Below are 19,944 nucleotides of genomic sequence, written 5' to 3'. Positions count from 1 at the left end.
GTCAAAGCACCGCCGGCGCCTGAAGCCGGGGTGCACCGGGGCCGGTGCGGGCAAGGCGCCGCAGCTTGGGGATCGGGATACGGTAGTTGACCGCTACGGATGTCCCGGAGCCGTCCGGATGAGCCCATCGCAGGAGCTGTGAGTGTTCCCCGGCGCCTGCTTCGCAGTACTCCGGCAGCCCGGACAGGGGTGTGAATCCGACCGATTTGAGGGACACGCCAAATCCTTCCGTCCAGAAATACGGTTCGAAATCGAGTTCAGGGGAATCATCGCCGCGGAGCAACCCCAGGGCGGCGGTTTTTGCCTGGTCAATGGCGCTGGTCCAGAGCGGGATCCTTGCCATACCCCGGCGCGTGGGGAAGCAGGCAACATCACCTGCGGCAACGACATTCGACCGTACCCGCCCCCGTGAATCGGCGTGCAGCATGCCGTCGGCAGACAGGAGCCCGGATCCGACCAGCCAGTCCGTGTTCGGCACGTCGCCTATGGCCGTCACCACGAGTTCCGCTTCCAGGACCGTGCCGTCTGCCAGCACTACACGTGTCCCGGTGCCCGTCGACACAACCGTTGCCTTGCCGCCGGGGGCAAACCGCAGGCCCCGGCGGGTTGCCGCGGCAGAAAAAATCCCCGACAGGTAGGAGCCGAGCTGGCGCATAAGCGGCGGACCGTCAGAGACGAGGGTGACCTGGCAGCCGGCTTGCAGGCACCCTGACGCCACTTCCATGCCAAGCGCGCCGCCGCCGATCACCAGGACCGACGGACGGGTGGCTATGCGCTCTTTGAGGGCAACGGCGTCTTCCAGGGTGCGCAGGGTCAGTTCCTGCGCGGGCATACCTGCCTCGGCCTCCGGGGTAAGCCGCCGTGCCCGGGATCCGGACGCGATCACCAGCCCGTCGTACGGCAGTGTTCCTCCCCCTGCCAGCCGGACAACCTGCATCTCCGGATCCAGGCCCGCCGCCCTGACACCTCTCAATTCGGTGGCTCCATGCGTAGGGTCCGCCAACTCGTGGGCAGTGCTGCCGCCCTCACCGTGCAGCAGTGCCTTCGACAGCGCCGGACGGCTGTAGGGACTGTGCACTTCGGCACCCACTACCGTCAGCTCGCCGTCATACCCCGCCGAGCGAAGGGAATCGCAGGCCGTCAGTCCGGCAATACCGTTGCCGACGACGACGATGCGGCGCATGCTCACGAGGCCAGCCGCAGTGCCGCTACGGGACAGATCCGGACCGCGGCCCGCGCCGTTCCCGCATCTCCCTCGTCCACTTCGGGCACATCGATGACGAGTTCACCGTCGTCATCCAGGTGCATCAGTTCCGGGGCCACCTCTTCGCAGAGTCCGTGGCCTTCACAGCGTGGTCGGTCCAGTTCGATTTTCATGCTGCCTCCTCGATTCTTACCTGCAGTTTTTCCAGGCTGCGGGTCATGTTGCTCGGAATCCGTGCCTCCGAGTCCACTGTCAGGACCTCCGCCCGGCGGGCCAGGGCAGCAACGATGGCGTGTCCTTCCAACCGGGCCAGCCCCTGCCCTGCACAGCCGTGGGGTCCATACCCGAAGGACAGGTGGTCCACCGGGTTACGGGTCACGTCAAAGGAATCCGGGGTGTCATAGTGCCGCGGGTCGCGGTTGCCCGCTCCGAAGAGAATGCCGACCTGCGCGCCCTCAGGAAGAGTTACGCCGTCGACGTCGACGTCCCGCGTTGCCCGCCGCCCCCAGACGTGGATGGGAGGCCAGTAGCGGAGCACTTCGGCAAAGGCCGACGGCACCAGGTCCGGATTCTCCCGCACGAGGGCGAACTGCTCCGGGTTCCGGCCAAAGAGGGCCACAATGTTGCCGATGGAGGCGATGGTCGTATCCACGCCGGCGCCGAGGTACTGGTGGATGATATTTCCGGCGTACCCCTTGGGAATGTCCCCGCGGGATTCCGCATCGAAGATGCCGCGGCCTATCGAACCGGGTGTCAGGTCTTCGGCAGTCACCGAAGAGCACCATTCGTACAGCTCGCCGGCAATGGGAAAGCTCTCCTGTGTGCGCTGGTTCAGCGGTCCCAGCACCTGCATGGCGGCCTGTCCCCAGCGAAGCATGTTGTCCTTTACCTGTCCGTTGAAACCGATCAGATCGGCAACGATTTCCAGGGGGAAGGCGCGGGCCAGGGAATCCACGGCTTCGAAGCTTCCGGTGGCGGCCAGCTCGGCCACCAGCTTGTCCGCCTTTTCGTCAATGACTACTTTCAGGCCGCGCAGAGCCCGGGGCGTGAGGTTCTGCGAGAGCGTGGCCCTCAGCTGGGTGTGCAGCGGGGGGTCCGAAGCCAGCGAGGTGCCTTCGAGCGCCTCGTTCACCATCGGATTGAAGCCTATGGACGTGGAGGAAAAGGTTTCCGGATCTGCAAGCGCATCGCGGATCAGGTCATACCTTGTCAGGACGTAGACGTTGTTCGCGGGCAGGTACACCACCCCGGCCTGCTCGCGCAGGGCCGAATACGCGGGAAACGGATCGGTAAGGACGTCATCGTCCCAGAGGTCAATAGTGGATTCGGCGGGTGGTGTCCTCACGACACTCTCCTGTCGGTAGATGGGTGGTCTGCGATGGAGCCGGTGGCTGCGCGCTGGCATCCGCGGGTCGGTGCCGGCATTTCTCAGACAGTGTGACCATAAGGTTTACAGTGTGTCAAGAATCACAGATGTCCGCCTGGCGGGCAGAGTGGTGCACTTCAACACCGGGGCAAAATACTTGACAGCGTGTAAAGCAAAGTGGAAAGCTGGCCACTTCACATCAACTCCGAGTGACATCGCTCACGCGGAATCCCTAGCTTCAAAGGAGAGGCAAGTGAGCCACTTCGCAGGCGCCGACGCCGCGTCCACATCCTCCGGCGCCGCCGCCCATCACCCCGGGGCTGCCTCCGGAGCCATGGCCAACACCGTCCTGGGTCCCGTACCCATTACAGAGCTGGGGGTCGCCGCGGTTCACGAATCGCTGCTCTCCGTAGTGCCCGGCGCGGAGCATGCGCCGGATATCAGCATTGACCGGGCCGAAATCTTCGACATCCTTGCCGCAAAACTCACGGATTTCAAGGAACACGGCGGCGGGACCGTTGTCGACAGCACGGGCATGTTCCACGGCCGGGACCTTCCACTGTATGAAGCCCTGTCACGGGCAACCGGCGTGCACATCATTGCCTCCACCGGCATGGGTCCGGAGGAAATGCTCGGCGGATACTTCCTTACTCCCCAGACCAACCCGCCCACGCCCTGGCCCGCGGACAGGTTCGCTGACCTCTTCTCGAAGGAGGTTGCCGACGGGATGGTGGTCCCCCGGGTGGAACGCCGCGGAGCCGCGGGCTTGGTCACCACGGCCGCCGCCCGCACCGGCATCACCCCCACGGAGGAAAGCCTGTTCCGCGGCGCCGCACGAAGTTCCCTGGCGACCGGCATCCCGGTATCGATCCGCTTCGGCGCGGACGCGGTCCGTGAACTGGACCTGGTCCTGGCGGAAGGCCTTCCGGCGGAGCGCGTGCTGGTTGGCGGACTGGACCGCAGGGACGCCGCGGGTGCCGCCCTCGAGGTGGCCGGCCGCGGCGCGTTTGTCGGCATTGACCACGTCGGTTCGGCAGACGGGACCTTCCTGGACGATGAGTCCCGCGCGGCGCTGGTGATGGAACTGGTGCAGGCGGGCCACGCGGACCGGATCATCCTCTCCGTCAACGCACTAGGCGTGGCCAAGGGCCAGCCCGATTACGACATGCCGTACAGCTACGTCCTGTCCACGTTCATGCCGCTGCTTCGGGCCAGCGGCCTCGGCGACGAGGATGCACAGCGGCTCCTGACCGGCAATCCGCAGTCCCTGTTGTCCGTGCACTAGCCCTTCGAGGCTGCGAACAAACCATAAGAGTTTCTATTTTTGAGGTGTAGGTGTTGGCAAAGGTAAATACAGTACTGGGCACTATTCCGGCTGAAGAGCTGGGCATCGTGGCAGTCCACGAACACATCGGCTACGGCATGCCGGGCAGCGAGCTGGACTCCACCTGGTGGAAGACCCCGGAGCAACGGTATGCGGAAACGGTGCCGAAGCTGCGGCAGTTCCATGACTACGGCGGCGGAACGTTCGTGGATGCCACCGGCATCTGCAACGGCCGCGACGTCGATTACTACAAATCCCTTTCCGCCAAGACCGGTGTCCATATTGTGGCCTGCACCGGCTTCGTAGGCGGAGATACGGCGCTTCCGCACTTCGCCCGGGCCAGCGTGGAGTACCTGGCTGAAGTCTTTATCTCCGAAATCACCGTCGGCATCGGCACCACTGGCAGCAAGGCCGGCGTCATCAAGGTGGGCGTGAGCCGCGGCGGACGCATGACCGAGCTGGACAAGCGCATCTACCGTGCCGCAGCCCGCGCCTCCGCAGCCACCGGCGTCCCGATCCTCACCCACCTGGCCATCGACCCCCAGCCCGCCATCGACATTTTCGCCGAAGAGTCCCTGCCGCTGGACCGCGTCTTGTTCGGGCACGCCGACGACGGCCTGAACGCGCAGAACACCCCCAGCGAATGGATCATGGGCCAGGGCGGCCGGATTGGCTTCGACACCTTCGGCTACGAAACCGAACTTCCGGATCCGCCCTTCTGGGCCCGCCCCCGCAAGGAGCGGCTGGACCACTTTATGTCCCTGGTGGAAAAGGGGCACCTGGACCAGCTCCTGGTTTCCGCCGACGCCAACTGCAGCCCCCTGGGCTGGCCCGGGGTGAAGGGCCACACGGTCAACTACATCTTCGAGGACCTGATCCCCGACCTGCGCAGTGCCGGCATGGATGATGCCGCCCTCCAGACGCTCTTTGTCGACAACCCCGCCGGATTCCTCTCCATTTCCTCCTGACCTCCCCTCCGCCATATCCCGGCGCATCGGCGCGCCGGATACAAGAAAGCGAAACCACCATGCAGATTTCCGAACTCAAAGACCTGAAAATTGCCATTGTCGGCGGCGGCTACGGCGGAGCTGCCGCAGCCATCGCCCTGCGGAACATCGGCGCCGCGAACGTCCACGTCTACGAGCAGGCCCCGGCACTGGGCCAGGTCGGAGCCGGCATCGGCCTGCGACCGATCACGGTTGAACTGTTCCGCCGTTGGGGCATTTTCGAGGAGATCGCCGCTGTGAGCTCTCCGAGCGACTACCTGGAAATCCTCAGCGCCGACGGCCGGCGCGTCTATGCACAGGAGGTCTGGCCCCAGCTCAATGACTTCGAGGTGCCCAACCACACCCGCATCATCCACCGGGGGGACTTCATTGACGCGCTCCTGGGCGTCCTGCCCGCCGAGATGGTGCACATCGGGCACAAGCTCACCGCCATCAAGGACGACGGCGAGACGGCGTCCCTGACGTTTGAAAACGGCACCACTGTCACCGCTGACCTGGTGATCGGCGCCGACGGCATCCGTTCACTGGTCCGCAAGGAACTGTTCTCCGACCATGAGCCGATCTTTGCCGGGGAGCACGCCTACCGGGCCGTCATCTCCGCGGACGAAGCCTTCGGGCTGGGGGTCGAGGACGATAACCCCCGCTTCTACATGGGCGACAACGGCACCATTGCCTACAACCTTCCGCTACGCCACCGCAACCAGCTGTCCTATGACATCACCACCCGTTCCGACGACGGATCCTGGGCGCCGGTGATCACCAATGACTACCTCGTCTCCCTTCTCGAGGGTTTCGACGAACGCATTGTGGACATTGCCCGGAACCTGGATATCAGCCAGGTCACCAGCCGGTCCGTGTTCGATATCGATCCGGTGGACAACTGGCACACCGACAGCGTCGCACTGCTGGGCGACTCCGCGCACGCCATGCTGCACCACCAGGGACAGGGCGCAAACTCGGCCATCCAGGACGCTGGTGGACTCGCCGACGCCCTGCTGCAGGCCGACACCGTGAAAGAGGCACTGGCCCTGTACCAGGGCATCCGAAAGCCGGTAACCGACGAGCTGCAGCGCCTGTCCCGCCTTGGCTGGAACCCGGGATCTGTGGAAACGGCCTTCCCCGAGCAGACCCCGGCGAAGTAACCCGGCACTTCCCTCCAGCTTCCCCACTGACGCAACACAGCAAGGACACCCCCATGACCATCCACCCCGAAATCGCCAAGGTACTGAGCAGCATTCCCGCCCCGGACGGTTCGCCGCTGAACCCGGCCGCCATGCGCGTCGGCGAGGCCGCACAGGTACCGCCGCTCGAGGACCGGATCCCGGTACACGCCGTGGAGGACACCGTTGCCTCCACCGACGCCGGCGAGATTCCGGTGCGCATCTACACTCCGGCCGAGGCCGAGTCCTACGGCCTGATCGTGTACTTCCACGGCGGGGCGTTCTTCCTGGGCAGCCTGGACACGCACGACCACGTGGCACGCTCCCTGGCCAGGGAAACAGGCCATAAGGTCATCTCGGTCGGCTACCGGCTGGCACCGGAAGCCGCTTTCCCCGCCGGACTTGCGGACAGCTATGCCGTTGTCCGTTGGGCAGCCGGCCAGGGGCAGGCCCTGGACTGGAACGGCGGCACCCTTGCCGTGGCCGGTGACAGCTCCGGCGGGAACTTCGCCGCGGCGGTCACCGCCATGGCACGCGAGGACGGCTTCACCGGCATTACGCACCAGATCCTGTTCTATCCGTCGCTGGACCTGGATTTCGACGTCGACCGCTACGGCTCGCTGCGGGAGAATGCCGAAGGGTACGGCCTGGAAACCGCCGGGCTGAAGCCCTTCAACGCCTTCTACCTCGACAACGGCGCCGACCCGTCGGACCCTCTCGTCTCCCCCATCAAACGCGAAGACCTCAGCGGCCTGCCGAAGGCACTCATCCTCACGGCCGAACACGATCCGCTGCGCGATGAGGGCGAACTGTACGGCCAGCGGCTCACGGCCGCCGGAGTGGACGCCACCGTCCACCGTTACGCGGGAGCCAACCACGGCTTCGTCGCCAACTTCTCCTGGCTGCCGGAGTTCTACCAGGCCTTCCGGGAAGCCGGCGAGTTCCTGAACGGCTCCCCGTCCGACCGCCCCGCCTGAGGGAGGCACCCATGAGCAAAGCCACGGTGCACCCGCTGGTCTCCCCCTGGGGCCGCTTTGGCCTCTACAGCTACTTCATCGACGCCCCGGAACCGGCGATCATTGACACCGGCATCGGTTCCTCTCCCGCGGAAGGGATGGTCCCCGCACTGGAGCAGCTGGGGCGGAGCATCGACGAGGTCCGCTGGATCCTGCTGACCCACGGCCACATCGACCACCTCGGCGGGGCAGGGGCCCTGTGGGAACTGACCGGCGGGAAGGCGAAGGTTGTCATCCATGAAGCCGACGCCCACCTGCTGCGTTCCCGCCAAGCCCATGTGGAGGAGTACGTGAACGGGCGCAGCAGGTACCTGAACGCTCCCGACGGCGCCGCGGCGCAGGCCCGGTCGGTACAGGCGGTCGTATCGGGGGAAATGGAACCGTCCGTGCTGGTGCGCGGCGGTGAGAAGCTCTCCCTCGGCGGGGAAGTCACCGTCTCCGTGCACCACGTTCCGGGCCACACCCCCGGGTCCGTTGCCTATGAACTGGACGGCGCCGCTTTTGTCGGCGACGCCGTCCAGATCCACGGGGCAGCCAACCGGTTCCCCGGCTACGAGGACCCCGATGCCTACCGTTCCAGCCTGGAGTACCTGCGCGACGTCGTCCGTCCGGAACGCCTTTACCTCGGCCACCCCTACCGCCGGAGCGACGGCGAGGCCTACGGCGTCGAACTCGACCACCGCCAGGCACACGAGGCGCTCCAGGAAAGCCTGGACATTGAGGCCCGGATCCGCGGCGTCGTCGGCGGCTATCTGCAGGACGGTCTCGAGGAAACCGATTCGGTGTACTCCCCGTTCGCACGGGTGGCCGGGGAACTCGACTACCAGGGCGATCCCACGCTGGATCCCTCCCCTTTCTTCACCACGCTGCACGGGTACCGCACCCGCTTCGGCAACGCTTAGCAGAGGAGCTACGCACTCATGGCTACTAACACCACAATCGATGCCGGCGGGCAGGCGATCGCGGTCACCAAGGATCTGCGCGTGCCGATGCGCGACGGCGTCGAGTTGGCTGCCGACGTCTACTCCGGCACCGAGGACAAGCCGCGGCCGGCGCTGGTCGCGCTGAGCCCCTACGGCAAGGAACTGCAGGCGCTGGCCCTGACGCTGCCCCCGCAGCGCAGGCCCAGCCCAATGTGGGACGGCTGCATCGAGGCAGGCGACATTGCCCGCATCGTCAAGGAAGACTACGCGCACGTGATCGGGGACCTGCGCGGCTCCGGAGCCTCCGGCGGCGAGCACATCGGCAACTACAACGCCGGCGGAGTGTCCCTGGGCCAGGACGCCTACGACTTCATTGAATGGGTTGCCGAACAGCCCTGGTGCGACGGCAACGTGGGCATGGTCGGCATTTCATACTTCGGTTCCATGCAGGTCCTGGCCGCTGCCGAACGGCCCCCGCATCTGAAGGCCATTTTCGTCTCCGGCGGACACTACGACTTTTACGAAACCACCTACCACGGCGGCGTCATGTGGTTCATGCCGCGCGCAGCCCGCGAAGGCCGCGGCGGGGACTCCGGCTGGGCCTTCACGGACAACACCAAGTCCCGGATGCTCGAGACCTATCCGTCCGGCGAACTGCAGAAGCTTGTGGCGGCACGGCTGGCCGACCCGGATGTGGCGGCGTGGCCGAACCTCGTGCACGTGCTGAACTACCCCAAGCACCATGAAGCGTGGTTCGACATTGTGATGAACGAGCTCGACGGCGACTGGTACGAGGAACGCAATCCCATCACCTTGGCACCCAATATCGACATCCCGGTGTACCTGCAGATCGACCAGGGCCGTGGCTGGACCATGGACGGGACCATCGAGCTGTTCGAGGCATTGAAGGGACCGAAGAAGCTGGAGATCGGCTCCTACCCGCCCATGCAGTCGCGCCCGTTCATCGAGGAACACGACAAAATGTTCCGGTGGTACGACTACTGGATCAAGGGCATCGACAACGGCGTGATGGATGAGCCGGAAGTCAGCGTGTTTGTTGAAGGTTCCCGCGAAACGGTTACTGGCAGCTCCTGGCCGCCCAAGGACGTGGACTACCGGCCGCTTTACCTGCGCCCCCGGCGGAAGCTCTCGACGGAGCCGGAACCGATGGGCCCTGAGTATGCAGCTCCGGACGGTTTCTACCAGGCGCCGCTGACGGTGACCGACAAGGTGGAGATCCTGGACTGGAGCACTGATGTGTTCGAGGAGCCCACCCAGCTGATCGGGACCGGCGCGGCCCACATCTTTGCCGAGATCGACCAGGAGGACACGAACTTCATCCTCCGGCTGTGGGACAACGCTCCGAACGGAAAGCGGCAGCTGGTGACGACCGGCTACCTGAAGGCGTCCCACCGTGAACTCGACGACCGGACCACCGAGGGCAACCCGTACCACCCGCATACCCGGTCCGTTCCCGTGGATCCGGGGACGATCGAGGAGTACGTAGTGCGGCTCTACCCGTTTGCGGTGACGTTCCTGCCCGGGCACCGGATGACGGTAGAGCTCTCCAACGACGAACCGCTGGCGGATGAGCACAATGCGCTGCTGCCGCCAGACTCCTTCCATTTGCCCGTGGGTCGTCCGGTGACGCACAAGATCTACCGGGATGCCGCGCACCCGTCCCGGCTGGTGCTGCCGTTCACGCGGCGGTCGGCGGGGTGAGCGGGCGTTACGGGGCTTAACTAGGTTTACGGGCCTTAACTACAACAGAGGGCGGACACCGTGGAGTGTCCGCCCTCTGTCGTTTGCCAAGACCGGTCGTTTGCTAAGACCGGTTGTTTGCTAAGACCGGAACGTTAGGAAGCCAGCGCCGGGATCTTCATGCCGTGCATGGTGACCAGCAGATCGCGGGCAAACTCCACCTGGCGGTGCGTCTCGGCGTCGTCCCAGCCCAGCTGCGGGGCCAGCAGCTCAGCCAGCTCGTTGAGCATGGCCTCGGACACCAGGCCGCGGAAGGCCAGCGAGGTGCGGCGGATCAGGATGTCGGCGAGCTGGGTGATCTGCTCGTTTTCCACCATGTAGGTCAGTTCGCGGGTGCTGAGCTCGTTGGTGGAAGCCAGCAGCTGGTCGCCGCCCTGGGACAGGAAGTCCATGACGTCCACGGCGCGGGTACCGTAACGCGTCAGCAGGACACGGACGCGGTCCCGGTCGGCCACGTCAGAGGCCATGCGGTTGACCCACAGGCGTTCCTCGGCCTCGGTGCGCGGGAAGTCCTTTCCGCCGCCGATCTGCAGTTCCGCCGTCGTCGTCTTCCGCGGCATGCCCAGAGCAGTCATTGCCTCGGTTGCCAGCGTCTCGGACAGGGCACGGAAGGTGGTCCACTTGCCGCCGACCAGGGACAGGCTCGTGACGTTCCTGCCGCCGCGGTTGTCCGTGCGCTTCTCCACGCGGTAGTCGCGGGACACGAAGCCGGGCTGCGTGTCGTCGTGCTTCGGCAGCGGGCGGACACCGGAGAAGGTGTAGACAATGTGGTCGCGGCGTACGTCGACGGTCGGGAAGACATGGGCGATGAGTTCGAAGAAGTACTCGATCTCTTCGTCCGTGCAGACCGATGCCTCGCGGATGTCGGCGTCAATGTCCGTGGTGCCCACCAGGACGCGGTCGCCCATCGGGTAGATCAGGACGATGCGGCCGTCGGTGTGCTCGAAGAACATTTCGCGGCCGGCGCAGGCTTCCAGCAGTTCCGGGTGGTCCAGGACGATGTGCGAGCCCTTGGTGCCGCCCATGAAGCTGGTGCGCTTGCCGAAGGCGTCGTTGGTCTCGTCGACCCAGGCGCCGGTGGCGTTGATGACAACGTCTGCTTCGAAGACGAACTCTTCGCCGGTGACCTCGTCGCGCAGCACGGTGCCGGCGTCGGTGGTGCCGACGGCACTGACGTAGTTGCTGGCGCGGGACTGCGGGTTGGCCTCGAGGCCGTCGCGCAGCACGTCAAGGGTGAGGCGTTCGGGGTTGTGCACCGAGGCGTCAAAGTACGTTGCCGTGTACTTTACGTCCGGACGCAGCTTCGGCAGTTCCTGCAGGGACTTCTTCTTGCCGACGAAGTTGTGCTTGGGTGCCACGCGGCCGCCGCGGGAGAAGAAGTCATACATCATCAGGCCGGCCTTGATCAGGACGGCGCCTCGCTCGTGCGGCTTGCCCGGCTTGTGCGTCAGGAAGCGCATCGGTGCGGCGGTGATGCCGGCGAAGGTAGTGGTGATGGGAATGGTGGTCTGCAGCGGCTTGACGTAGTGCGGGGCCAGGCGGAGCAGGGCGTTACGCTCAACGACGGATTCGTGCACGAGGCGGAACTCGCCGTTCTCCAGGTAGCGGATGCCGCCGTGGATCATGTGGGAGGACGCACCCGAGGCGCCCTGGCAGTAATCCCCGCGCTCCACGAGGGCTACATCCACGCCCTGCAGGGACAGGTCCCGGAAGGTGCCGACGCCGTTGATGCCGCCGCCGATGATCAGCACCGAGGCCTTGGGCCGGTCCTTCAGCTGCTGTACCACCGGACGGGTCCGGGCGGCGGTCTTTGCCTTGCTGGGGTTCACGGAATTGTCCACGTATCTCTCCAAACGCTTCTGTGGCTGCATTGCCATATCTAGTCAATCGTCGAAGCCCTGACCCTTCAGGACCCAACCAATGCACATACGTGCACCCTGCGATAATGGATTCATGGAGTACGCAGCAGTGTCGATGGACAGCAAATGAACATTGGTGTCAGTGGCAGGTCCGCGGACCCTGCCGGTGCAGGACCGGCGGCCTCCGAGAAGGAGAGCCGTGACCGGGATGCACTGAGGGCTGCGCAGATGTACTACCTGCAGAGCCTGACCATGGAGGCGATAGCGCGTGAGCTGCGGATTTCCCGCTCCACGGTGTCGCGCCTGCTCTCCTACGCGCGCAGCACCGGGCTGGTCCGCATCGAGATCCGCAACCCCTCGGACCGGGCACCGGCGCTCGAACAGGAGATTGCGTCCCGCTTCGGCATTCAGGCACATGTGGTCCCCGTAGCCGAGACCGTCTCCCCCGCGCAGGCCCTTCAGCGCGTCGCCGTGCAGGCAGCCCACCTGATCAGTCCGCTCATTGATTCGGATGCGATCATCGGTGTTGCCTGGGGTTCGACGTTGACGGCCGTGAGCCAGCATCTGCCGATCAAGAACACCCATGACAGCACGATTGTGCAGATGAACGGGGCCGGAAATTTCCGCACCTCAGGCATCACATACGCCAGCGAAATCCTGCAGCGCTTTGGCCACGCCTACGGCGCCCGGGTGGTCCAGTTTCCGGTTCCGGCCTTTTTCGATCATGCCGAGACCAAGGAAGCCATGTGGCGCGAACGTCCGGTCCGTCGGGTGCTGGACCTGCAGGCTCGCATGAACACGGCCATTTTCGGGGTCGGGTCCATGGAGGCGGGGGTGCCCAGCCATGTCTATAACGGTGCTTACCTTGACGAGGAAGACGTGCAGGAACTCATGTCCGAGGGCGTAGTAGGCGACGTCGCCACCATGTTCTACCGGGCTGACGGCACCTGGGACGGGATCAAGCTCAACCGCCGCAGTACCGGTCCCGACCTGTCCACACTGAAGCAGGTCCCCCGCAGGATCTGCGTTGTCGCCGGGGAAACCAAGACGACCAGCCTGCTTGGTGCCCTGCGTGCCGGTCTGGTGACGGACCTGATCCTGGACGAGAATTCCGCCCGTAGGTTGGCAGCCAGCTAATCCTTGTATCCTTCCTGCACGTATCCTTCCTGCACACCCGACCAAGGAGGCAGCCACATGGACAGGGAACCCGCTCTCCGACTGGAACAGATGCAGGCCGGTACCGATGCTGCGACGGCTTTGGCGTTCTTTGATTCCCTGCCTGCGGTGCAGGTCCAGGAGTTGTACGGTTCCTGGCGGGGCTCCGAAGTACCCACAGGACATAGGCTGGACGGCCTCCTGGAACCGCTGGGGTGGTACGGGAAACGGTTCGACGGTGCCGACGAGGTATTCCCATTGGTCTTTTCCATGGGCGACGGCGGTGTCTTCAACATCAATCCGGCACTCGTTCCGCTTCCTTCAGTGCTGCGCTTCGCCTCCTTGCTCCGCAATCCGGAGCTGCTGCGGCGGATCCGTCCAGCCCTGCGGTTGACCAGGACCCGGCGTGTTGGAGCTCGGGCACGAATGACGGAGTACCGGGGAGTGTCCTCAGCCACGATGATCTATGACGCCCTTCCGGTCATGGACGTTTTCCGCCGTGTCGATGCCGGAACCGTACTTGGGGCCATGGACCTGCGCGGCCATGCGGCGCCGTTCTTTTTCGTCCTGCGGCGGGACTCACCGAACTGACCGTGCTGAGGGGACTGAACTCACCGAAACTCACCGAACTCACCGAACTCACCGAACTGACACGGTGCGGTTTGCTTGAGGATGCTGGTCACCTCCATCGGATCAGAACGGCGGTCGGGCGTCGTAGGTGGTTTCGGTTGTGTTGTGGTCCCTGACTTCGCCCATTGCTTCGTCTCCGGCTCCTGTCGCCGCTTCGGGCCTGGCTTCGACCGTAGCTTCGGCCCTGGCTTCGACGGCCGCTTCACTCCTTGCTTCATCCCCTGCCTCGACCGTGTCCGGGGTTGGCTGCACCGCCCGTGGGCTACCAGCTCCAGGAACGGTTCAGTGCGGTAGGTCCGTCCGGTAGGTGAGGTCCACTCGATCACCCCCGGCTCGGGTTGGCAGGCTTTCCAGTAGCCAAGGGTCTTGAACCGGTGGTGCCTTCGGCACAGGTGTTCAAGGTTTCCGTGCTCCGTAGGACCGCCTTTGGCCCAGTCGGTGGTGTGGTCGATTTCCGAGAGTGCGGTGCTGACCCGGCAGCCGGGGAACCGACAGGTTCCGTCCCTCGCGCGCAGCCAGCGGGCCAATCCTGCCGGAACTTTCCGCCGCCGACCGACACCGAGGATTTCTCCGGTGTCCGGGTCCCGGGCCAGTCCGGTCCAGTGGAGGGCGTTACGGGCCAGACGCCGTGCTGCCTCTGCACTGATGGGTCCGTAGCCGTGCAGTTCTGCGGGCTGCTCGTCCGCGCCGAAGAGAGTCTCGGCGTTGATCAGGACCATAATCTCAGCCCGCGGCAGGACACCGAGGCCATCCTCACGATCAGGGTCACCGCCGGGCCCACCGGGTCCGCCGTGCTCTTCTGGTTCTCCGGTTCCGCCCGTTCCGCCCGTTCCACTGTTCCGGCGCCCTCGGTCTCGGCTATCTCCTTCGGGCCCTGTCCCGGTCCGGCCGCTCCCAGTTCCGGTCCTTCTGGCCGTACTGCCGGTTCCACCCGCCCCATGCGATCCGAGGCCGCCCATCAGCAGCTGGGTCAGGATGTCCGCGCGCAGCTGGTCCCGGGTCCGCGGGTCCCCGTCGGCTTGCTCACCCTGGGCAGCAGTACTCAAGGCCGTATAGATCTGCTGTGCTTCGGCCGCCCGGAGGTGGGCAGCCAGCCAGGACATCCCGTCCTCATCCCGGTCCAGGACCACCCGGCGCTTCTCGAAAGCACTCGAATGCCGTTCCGGGACGGTCTCCGGGTACCGGTTCTCCCGCAGATGCCGGGCCTTGGCAGAGAACTGGCCCCGGGTCTTCCCCGCAGCAGCCGTGAGCAGGTCAGCCTCGAACCCGGGCAGCACCTCGGCGGGAAGGTTCTGGGTCTGGTCCAGCACCACCTGCGCATGGCCGTAGCTCAGCTGTCCTTCTTCGAGGCGGGCCAGGGTGGCGGTGTGCGTGTCACAGAGCCTGCCGGCTTCGGACATCATTCCCTGCGCGGTGGTCTGCGGAACGTTCAGGATGGTCGCGCATTCACAGGACGCCAGACTGAAGGCCATGCCCGGGTCCACGGTGAGTACCGTACCGTCCTCGGTCTGGACGCTCTCGAGGAAGAGTTCCTCCATCCGGTGCATCAGCCTCACTTGCTGGGCCTGGGCCCACCGGATCAGATGCGCCACCCGGGCGAGGGCATCACCGGTGGTGTGTTCGTCGAAGGCTTCCAGGTTCTGCAGGGCCAGCACCCCGGTAAAACCGTCCGGGAATACCTCTGCCCCTGCCCCTGACTCCGGTGTAGTTCCATCTCCGGCGGACTCGGAAGGATCACATGGGACGGCCCGGTACACAGCCAGAGTGTGGGCCGTCTCCGCCTTACCGGCCGACTCCCCCGGCTGGCCTTGGCTGCTGTCCTGCTCTTCGGTTATCCGTTCGGTGTTCCCGAGCTGATCCATACCTAAGGATTTCATCCAGCACTGACATTTTTGGGCCGAAATCCGGCCCAAACGGACCACTTGAAGACACCAAAAATACCCGAGTTTTCTCCGGAATTGCTTACCCCAAACGCAACTACCGAACCCGGCACGCCCGACCGGGCAACCCCGCTCCTACCTCAAGGCAATCGCGGCCAACGGACGGTATGCCTCCCAAGCTTCAGGCCGCCGACGGTATCAATACCCAGGGCACCCCGCCGTCGTCCATTCACCTGTCCGTGCACCTATCCGCAGAACTGCGTACCCGGCTCTACTGGAATAGCCTCGATCACCTTGCCGGTCGCCGTATCGATAACCACAGCCGAATCGGCAGGCCAGGTATCGTCACGGACGGGATCGTAGCTAACGTCGGAGATCTCCGTAACCTCACCGGCGTCATTCCGGGCGCGGTTGAAAGCGTCAATGGTCCTGCCCGTAGCGGTATCGACCGTCACGGTTTCCTCCGGCAGGCCGCTCGTATCGCCGTTAGCCGGCACGGAGTTCCACCAGCCCTCAAAACCGCCCGTGCAGCCCTCGTCCTGCGCACCAGCTCCAGCACCGGCACCAGCAGCCGCACCGGCACCGGCACCCTCATGCCCGCCGTCGTGCCCTCCGCCACCGCAGCCCGCGAGCGCGATCCCCAACACCAACAGTCCTGCTGCCGTAATCTTCTTCATGCCCCTGCTCCCCCCGGGTAATCCTGAGGAAGCCTAGCAGGCGGCTCCGGGGCTTCCGGCGAAGCGATCTATCAGCCGGCGAGCATGGCAACGGAACGGTTCCATAGGCCCAGAGCGAGCGCGGCATCGGAAGCCTGCTTGTTGGGACGGGCAACCTTGCTGCGCGCAAAGTACTTGCCGGTGGGATAGTCGCTGCCGGGAGTTCCCTCGGCGAGGAAGATCAGCGTCCGGGCCCCCTTTTCCGGCGTCGGAAGCAACCTGCGCAGCAGCGGAGACTGGTAGACAGCACGCATTGCCGAGCCCTCGGCGCTGGAGAAGCTGGACCCGATGACTCCGGGGTGGAACGCAGTGGAGGTCGCACCGTGCGAGCGGTAGCGGCGGTCGAACTCTTCGGTGAACAGGATTTGTTCGAGCTTCGAGGTTCCGTACGCCTTGGTGGGGTTGTAGCCGTCCTCGTTCTCCAGATCCTCCAAATCCACCCTGCCGAACCGGTTGGCCATGCTGGACGTGTTGATTACCGTCCCCTTGGATTCGATCAGCCTGTCGGTCAGCAGCTGTGTCAGCAGAAACGGTGCCAGGTAGTTCACTTGGAAGGTCATCTCGTGTCCGTCCGTGGTGACCTGGCGATCGTTGCCGAAAACCGCACCCGCGTTGTTAGCCAGGACGTCGATGTGCGGGTAACGCTGAAGCAGTTCCGAGGCCAGGTTCCGAACGCTGTCCAGGTCTGCGAAGTCGGCAAGGAAATACTGGCCGCCGGTGTCCTCGGCGACGGCAACGGTCTTTTCCCGTGACCGTCCCACCACCACTACCCGGTGGCCGTTTTTCGCCAGCTGGCGCGCGGCTGCTGCCCCGATTCCGTCGCTGGCACCAGTGATCACAATGGTCTTGGAAGACACAAAAGCCTGCTTTCTTCGATACGGTGCCGGCATGGCGGCAACACCGTTCCACCTTAGCCGCGGGGGCTGCGGAATCTAGCCCTGCAGCCTCGCCAGCTTGTCCGGATTGCGCATCGCGTACACCGCCTGGACCCGGCCGTCGACCAGTTCCAGCTGGAACACGGTAGTCACCGCCCCGTCTTCACGGAAGGCCACCGCGGGCAGCCCGTTCAGCTCGATGAACTCGGGGACGGAGCCTTCGCCGTACTTCTCCGCCAGCCCGATCATCAGCCGGGCCACCTTCTCGGGACCATGGACCGGGCGCAGCGCGGCACTGGCCTTGCCGCCGCCGTCGGACACCAGGACCACATCCGGAGCCAGCACGTCCAGCAGGGACTGGACCTGCCCGGTCATGGCGGCAGTCAGGAAGCGTTCGACGGCGGCACGGTGCTCGCCGGTGTCCGGCACGCGGCGTGGTGTTCCCGCCCTGAGCCTGGTCCGTGCCCGGTGGATCGTCTGCCGCACGGCGGGCTCGGCCATCTCCAGGGACGCTGCAATCTCCGGATACCCGAAGTCGAAAACCTCGTGCAGGATGAACGCGGCACGCTCCGGACCGCTGAGGGTCTGCAGCAGGACCAGCATTGCCGTGGACACCTCAACGGCTGTGAGGGCAGCCGCCTCAGGATCCGCTGCCGGCCGCACCGGTCCGGTGAGAAGCGGTTCGGGCAGCCACTCGCCCGGATAGTCCTCCCGCCGCCGCGACACGGTGCGGAGGGAATTCAGCGCCTGGCGGGAGGCGATGCGGGCCAGGTACGCCCGAGGGTTGTCCACCTCTTCCGTTACCGGCCGCCACCGCAGATAGGTTTCCTGCACCACGTCTTCGGCATCGGCAACGGTCCCGAGGATGTCGTAGGCGATGGTGAACACCATTCCCCGGTGCTTCAGGAATTCGGCGTCGCGGTGCGGCGCGGCGCTGCCGTGCTCCGGGTCAGCGGGGCGGGATCCGGCGCCGTCGCCTTCGCTGCGGGCACCGCCGTCGTCCCGTCCCCTGCCGCCCCGCGCACCGCCGTCCCCTTGCCCGCCTGTGGACCTGTCGGCCATGTGTATGCTCCGCTTCGCTTCACTTCACCGCGGATCCACCGCAGCGTCATCCGGCAGATGATCTCCTTCTGCACCGCAGCGGTCCTGCCGTGCAGGTGGAAGCGGGTCGGGGAATCGTCGGCAGACAGGAACTGGACCGCCCCGTCACTGCGGCCCAGACTAATGCACACGCCCCGGAATCCACTGTCGTGCCGCACTCCCGCCCTGCCGTCGAGGGCGCGCAGGATATTGGCCGCCGCATCTGCGCCCATGGCAGCGCGGCAGCGCAGCACATCCGCAGGTAGTCGTAGAACGGTTCGCCGATCACGGCTGCATCACCGGCACCGAAGAGCCGTTCGTGACCCCGTACCCGCAGGGTCGGGTCGAGCAGAAGCCGTCCGTCACCGTTCACCGGAAGTCCACTTGCTCCGGCCAGCGCGGGCACTCCGAAGCCGGCACACCAGAGAACGACGTCGGCAGCCAGGGCGGTGCGCACGTCCCCGTCGGTAGGCACTGGCGCCCCGGTATGCAGTTCCACACCGGCACGGTGCAGGCTTTTCTCGACAGCCCGGCGCGTCTGCACGCGCAGCCGCGGAACCAGGGGGCCTGCGCTGTGCAGGCACACCTGCAGCCGTCCGTGGTTACGGGCGGTTTCCGAAGCCGTCTCCACGGCAGTCAGCCCGCCGCCCACCACGGCGACGCGGGCACCGGCGGGCAGCGCCGCCAGCATCGTGCGTGCTGCGGAGGCTCCCTCCAGATGTTCCATCCGCACGGCACCGCTGGGCGCCGCCGCAGCGCCCGAGCCGACGGCGTACACCAGATAGTCATAGGCGAGGATGCTGCCCCCGGCCAGGTGGACGGTCCGCATGTCCGCCCGGATCCGCACCGCCCGGTCCCGGATCCGGCGGACCGCCGGGTGCAGGACAGCATCGAAGGCAACGGTCGGGTCCGCACGCGTTCCAGCCGTGTATTCGTGCAGCCGGATGCGCTCCACGAACCTGGCGTCCGGAGCTACCAGCACGACGTCGAGTCCCGGCCTCCCGCTGGCAGCCAGCCGGTTCGCCGCCATAACCCCTGCGTATCCTCCACCCAGAATGAGTGCTGTGGTGCCCATGATCCGCTCCCTGTCCCTGACGTTGCCTCCGGCTTCCGTGCCGGCTGCACATAGGACACCGGTGGATCAGGGTTTGTGACCGGTGAGGGAAAGGAACTTAGGGCAGGGGTTCCGGTGTCTGCCGTGACGGCGCCGGCGGCTTCCCCGGAGGATCGTAGAGTCCGGCGTATTCTTCGAGCGTGATGCCGGCCCCATGGATCGCCGCGGCCGCGGCCGGTCCCAGATACCGCAGGTGCCAGGGTTCATAGGCGTAGCCGGTGACCGCCTCGGCGCCTGCGGGGTATCGGATGACGAAGCCGTACCGGTGCGCATTGGCCGCTGCCCAAGCCCCGGCACCGGTGCCTTCGAAGCATGCCTGCAGCGAACAGGTCCCGTCGGCAGCACCGATATCCACTGCCAGCCCGGTCTGGTGCTCGCTGTAGCCCGGCAGGGCCGACACCGAGTCGGCAAAGGCGGATCCATAGCGCCCGGTGTATTCGGCGTGGAGCGCACCCTGGTCCTGCGCGGTACGAAAGCCGCTCACCGGAGTGATGACAACTCCGGCCCCGGCGGCCTCGGCGGCCATCTGCGCGAACGCGTCGGCAGCCTCCGGTCGCAGGGTGACACCGCCGACGTCGGCCAGTTCCGCGGGCACGTAGGCAGGGTCCTGAAGCGGCCGCTCCTTGTTCACCACCACGGACACGCTTCCCGGGGAATCGAAATCCTGTCCCGACGGTGCCGTGCCGGCAGACACCGGCTGGTCGAGGTAAAAGAGGTAAGCCTGCAGGCCCAGGCACACGCTTCCGAGGAGGGCGATGTGCGCGGTGATGTGCTGGCGCGGCATAGTTTTTCCCTCCCCTTTCACTTTCCCATAGCACCGGCGCCTCCGGGAGGCCCGATGCGTACGTTCCGCGGGAACCGCAGCTGCCTCGCA

Annotated in this window: 18 protein-coding genes; 8 read left to right on the top strand and 10 right to left on the bottom strand. The window is 65.6% G+C overall.

Annotation, left to right across the window (positions count from 1 at the left end):
• Position 1: 1 nt before the first annotated feature.
• Genes AC5RT8_RS01770 through AC5RT8_RS01760 form a run of 3 tightly spaced genes read right to left on the bottom strand, consistent with a single transcriptional unit; the run spans position 2 to position 2,549 of the window.
• Complete coding sequence (locus AC5RT8_RS01770; protein WP_494093982.1) at positions 2 to 1,183, bottom strand: NAD(P)/FAD-dependent oxidoreductase; 1,182 nt, start codon at positions 1,181 to 1,183, stop codon at positions 2 to 4.
• Between the two features lie 2 nt (positions 1,184 to 1,185).
• Positions 1,186 to 1,377, bottom strand: coding sequence for a ferredoxin (locus tag AC5RT8_RS01765; RefSeq protein ID WP_494093981.1), 192 nt, complete (start codon positions 1,375 to 1,377; stop codon positions 1,186 to 1,188).
• Positions 1,374 to 2,549 (bottom strand): cytochrome P450, encoded by a 1,176-nt coding sequence (locus AC5RT8_RS01760; RefSeq protein ID WP_494093980.1) that lies wholly within the window; start codon positions 2,547 to 2,549, stop codon positions 1,374 to 1,376. The genes AC5RT8_RS01765 and AC5RT8_RS01760 overlap by 4 nt, the downstream gene beginning before the upstream one ends.
• A gap of 274 nt (positions 2,550 to 2,823) precedes the next feature.
• On the opposite strand from AC5RT8_RS01760, the gene AC5RT8_RS01755 reads away from it, so the two are divergent.
• Genes AC5RT8_RS01755 through AC5RT8_RS01730 form a run of 6 tightly spaced genes read left to right on the top strand, consistent with a single transcriptional unit; the run spans position 2,824 to position 9,722 of the window.
• Positions 2,824 to 3,855 carry a phosphotriesterase family protein gene (locus AC5RT8_RS01755; protein WP_494093979.1) on the top strand — a complete coding sequence of 344 codons (1,032 nt, stop codon included), beginning with the start codon at positions 2,824 to 2,826 and terminating at the stop codon, positions 3,853 to 3,855.
• A 53-nt stretch (positions 3,856 to 3,908) separates the two neighbouring features.
• Entirely contained in the window at positions 3,909 to 4,862 is a 954-nt protein-coding gene (locus tag AC5RT8_RS01750) for a phosphotriesterase family protein (protein WP_494093978.1), read from the top strand.
• A gap of 59 nt (positions 4,863 to 4,921) precedes the next feature.
• Positions 4,922 to 6,043, top strand: coding sequence for an FAD-dependent oxidoreductase (locus tag AC5RT8_RS01745; RefSeq protein WP_494093977.1), 1,122 nt, complete (start codon positions 4,922 to 4,924; stop codon positions 6,041 to 6,043).
• 53 nt (positions 6,044 to 6,096) lie between these two features.
• Positions 6,097 to 7,038, top strand: a complete 942-nt coding sequence (locus AC5RT8_RS01740; RefSeq protein WP_494093976.1) for an alpha/beta hydrolase — start codon at positions 6,097 to 6,099, stop codon at positions 7,036 to 7,038.
• Between the two features lie 11 nt (positions 7,039 to 7,049).
• Positions 7,050 to 7,979, top strand: coding sequence for an MBL fold metallo-hydrolase (locus AC5RT8_RS01735; protein ID WP_494093975.1), 930 nt, complete (start codon positions 7,050 to 7,052; stop codon positions 7,977 to 7,979).
• Between the two features lie 18 nt (positions 7,980 to 7,997).
• Entirely contained in the window at positions 7,998 to 9,722 is a 1,725-nt protein-coding gene (locus tag AC5RT8_RS01730) for a CocE/NonD family hydrolase (RefSeq protein ID WP_494093974.1), read from the top strand.
• Between the two features lie 134 nt (positions 9,723 to 9,856).
• Here AC5RT8_RS01730 and AC5RT8_RS01725 read toward each other — a convergent pair whose 3' ends face one another.
• Positions 9,857 to 11,632 carry a glycerol-3-phosphate dehydrogenase/oxidase gene (locus tag AC5RT8_RS01725; protein ID WP_494093973.1) on the bottom strand — a complete coding sequence of 592 codons (1,776 nt, stop codon included), beginning with the start codon at positions 11,630 to 11,632 and terminating at the stop codon, positions 9,857 to 9,859.
• Between the two features lie 216 nt (positions 11,633 to 11,848).
• On the opposite strand from AC5RT8_RS01725, the gene AC5RT8_RS01720 reads away from it, so the two are divergent.
• Positions 11,849 to 12,757, top strand: coding sequence for a sugar-binding transcriptional regulator (locus tag AC5RT8_RS01720; RefSeq protein ID WP_494094514.1), 909 nt, complete (start codon positions 11,849 to 11,851; stop codon positions 12,755 to 12,757).
• 57 nt (positions 12,758 to 12,814) lie between these two features.
• Positions 12,815 to 13,366: a DUF4334 domain-containing protein gene (locus tag AC5RT8_RS01715; RefSeq protein ID WP_494093972.1), complete on the top strand. Its 552-nt coding sequence runs from the start codon at positions 12,815 to 12,817 to the stop codon at positions 13,364 to 13,366.
• A gap of 20 nt (positions 13,367 to 13,386) precedes the next feature.
• Here AC5RT8_RS01715 and AC5RT8_RS01710 read toward each other — a convergent pair whose 3' ends face one another.
• The 6 genes from AC5RT8_RS01710 to AC5RT8_RS01685 form a co-directional block, all read right to left on the bottom strand.
• Complete coding sequence (locus AC5RT8_RS01710) at positions 13,387 to 15,267, bottom strand: HNH endonuclease signature motif containing protein (protein ID WP_494093971.1); 1,881 nt, start codon at positions 15,265 to 15,267, stop codon at positions 13,387 to 13,389.
• 263 nt (positions 15,268 to 15,530) lie between these two features.
• Positions 15,531 to 15,962, bottom strand: a complete 432-nt coding sequence (locus AC5RT8_RS01705) for a hypothetical protein (protein ID WP_494093970.1) — start codon at positions 15,960 to 15,962, stop codon at positions 15,531 to 15,533.
• A gap of 71 nt (positions 15,963 to 16,033) precedes the next feature.
• Entirely contained in the window at positions 16,034 to 16,858 is an 825-nt protein-coding gene (locus AC5RT8_RS01700) for an SDR family NAD(P)-dependent oxidoreductase (protein WP_494093969.1), read from the bottom strand.
• Between the two features lie 75 nt (positions 16,859 to 16,933).
• Positions 16,934 to 17,938: an RNA polymerase sigma factor SigJ gene (gene sigJ, locus AC5RT8_RS01695; RefSeq protein WP_494093968.1), complete on the bottom strand. Its 1,005-nt coding sequence runs from the start codon at positions 17,936 to 17,938 to the stop codon at positions 16,934 to 16,936.
• 46 nt (positions 17,939 to 17,984) lie between these two features.
• Positions 17,985 to 19,031 carry an NAD(P)/FAD-dependent oxidoreductase gene (locus AC5RT8_RS01690; protein ID WP_494093967.1) on the bottom strand — a complete coding sequence of 349 codons (1,047 nt, stop codon included), beginning with the start codon at positions 19,029 to 19,031 and terminating at the stop codon, positions 17,985 to 17,987.
• 97 nt (positions 19,032 to 19,128) lie between these two features.
• Complete coding sequence (locus AC5RT8_RS01685) at positions 19,129 to 19,854, bottom strand: M15 family metallopeptidase (protein ID WP_494093966.1); 726 nt, start codon at positions 19,852 to 19,854, stop codon at positions 19,129 to 19,131.
• Positions 19,855 to 19,944: the final 90 nt, after the last annotated feature.

The organism is Arthrobacter sp. Ms25 (assembly GCF_059090365.1).
This window is presented reverse-complemented; position numbering and strand designations above follow the sequence as displayed.

Coding starts and splice junctions, on each gene's coding strand:
- AC5RT8_RS01770 (WP_494093982.1), bottom strand. CDS start 1,183: ATGCGCCGCATCGTCGTCGTCGGCAACGGTATTGCCGGACTGACGGCC.
- AC5RT8_RS01765 (WP_494093981.1), bottom strand. CDS start 1,377: ATGAAAATCGAACTGGACCGACCACGCTGTGAAGGCCACGGACTCTGC.
- AC5RT8_RS01745 (WP_494093977.1), top strand. CDS start 4,922: ATGCAGATTTCCGAACTCAAAGACCTGAAAATTGCCATTGTCGGCGGC.
- AC5RT8_RS01740 (WP_494093976.1), top strand. CDS start 6,097: ATGACCATCCACCCCGAAATCGCCAAGGTACTGAGCAGCATTCCCGCC.
- AC5RT8_RS01735 (WP_494093975.1), top strand. CDS start 7,050: ATGAGCAAAGCCACGGTGCACCCGCTGGTCTCCCCCTGGGGCCGCTTT.
- AC5RT8_RS01730 (WP_494093974.1), top strand. CDS start 7,998: ATGGCTACTAACACCACAATCGATGCCGGCGGGCAGGCGATCGCGGTC.
- AC5RT8_RS01725 (WP_494093973.1), bottom strand. CDS start 11,632: ATGCAGCCACAGAAGCGTTTGGAGAGATACGTGGACAATTCCGTGAAC.
- AC5RT8_RS01720 (WP_494094514.1), top strand. CDS start 11,849: ATGTACTACCTGCAGAGCCTGACCATGGAGGCGATAGCGCGTGAGCTG.
- AC5RT8_RS01715 (WP_494093972.1), top strand. CDS start 12,815: ATGGACAGGGAACCCGCTCTCCGACTGGAACAGATGCAGGCCGGTACC.
- AC5RT8_RS01710 (WP_494093971.1), bottom strand. CDS start 15,267: ATGGATCAGCTCGGGAACACCGAACGGATAACCGAAGAGCAGGACAGC.
- AC5RT8_RS01705 (WP_494093970.1), bottom strand. CDS start 15,962: ATGAAGAAGATTACGGCAGCAGGACTGTTGGTGTTGGGGATCGCGCTC.
- sigJ (WP_494093968.1), bottom strand. CDS start 17,938: ATGGCCGACAGGTCCACAGGCGGGCAAGGGGACGGCGGTGCGCGGGGC.
- AC5RT8_RS01690 (WP_494093967.1), bottom strand. CDS start 19,031: ATGGGCACCACAGCACTCATTCTGGGTGGAGGATACGCAGGGGTTATG.
- AC5RT8_RS01685 (WP_494093966.1), bottom strand. CDS start 19,854: ATGCCGCGCCAGCACATCACCGCGCACATCGCCCTCCTCGGAAGCGTG.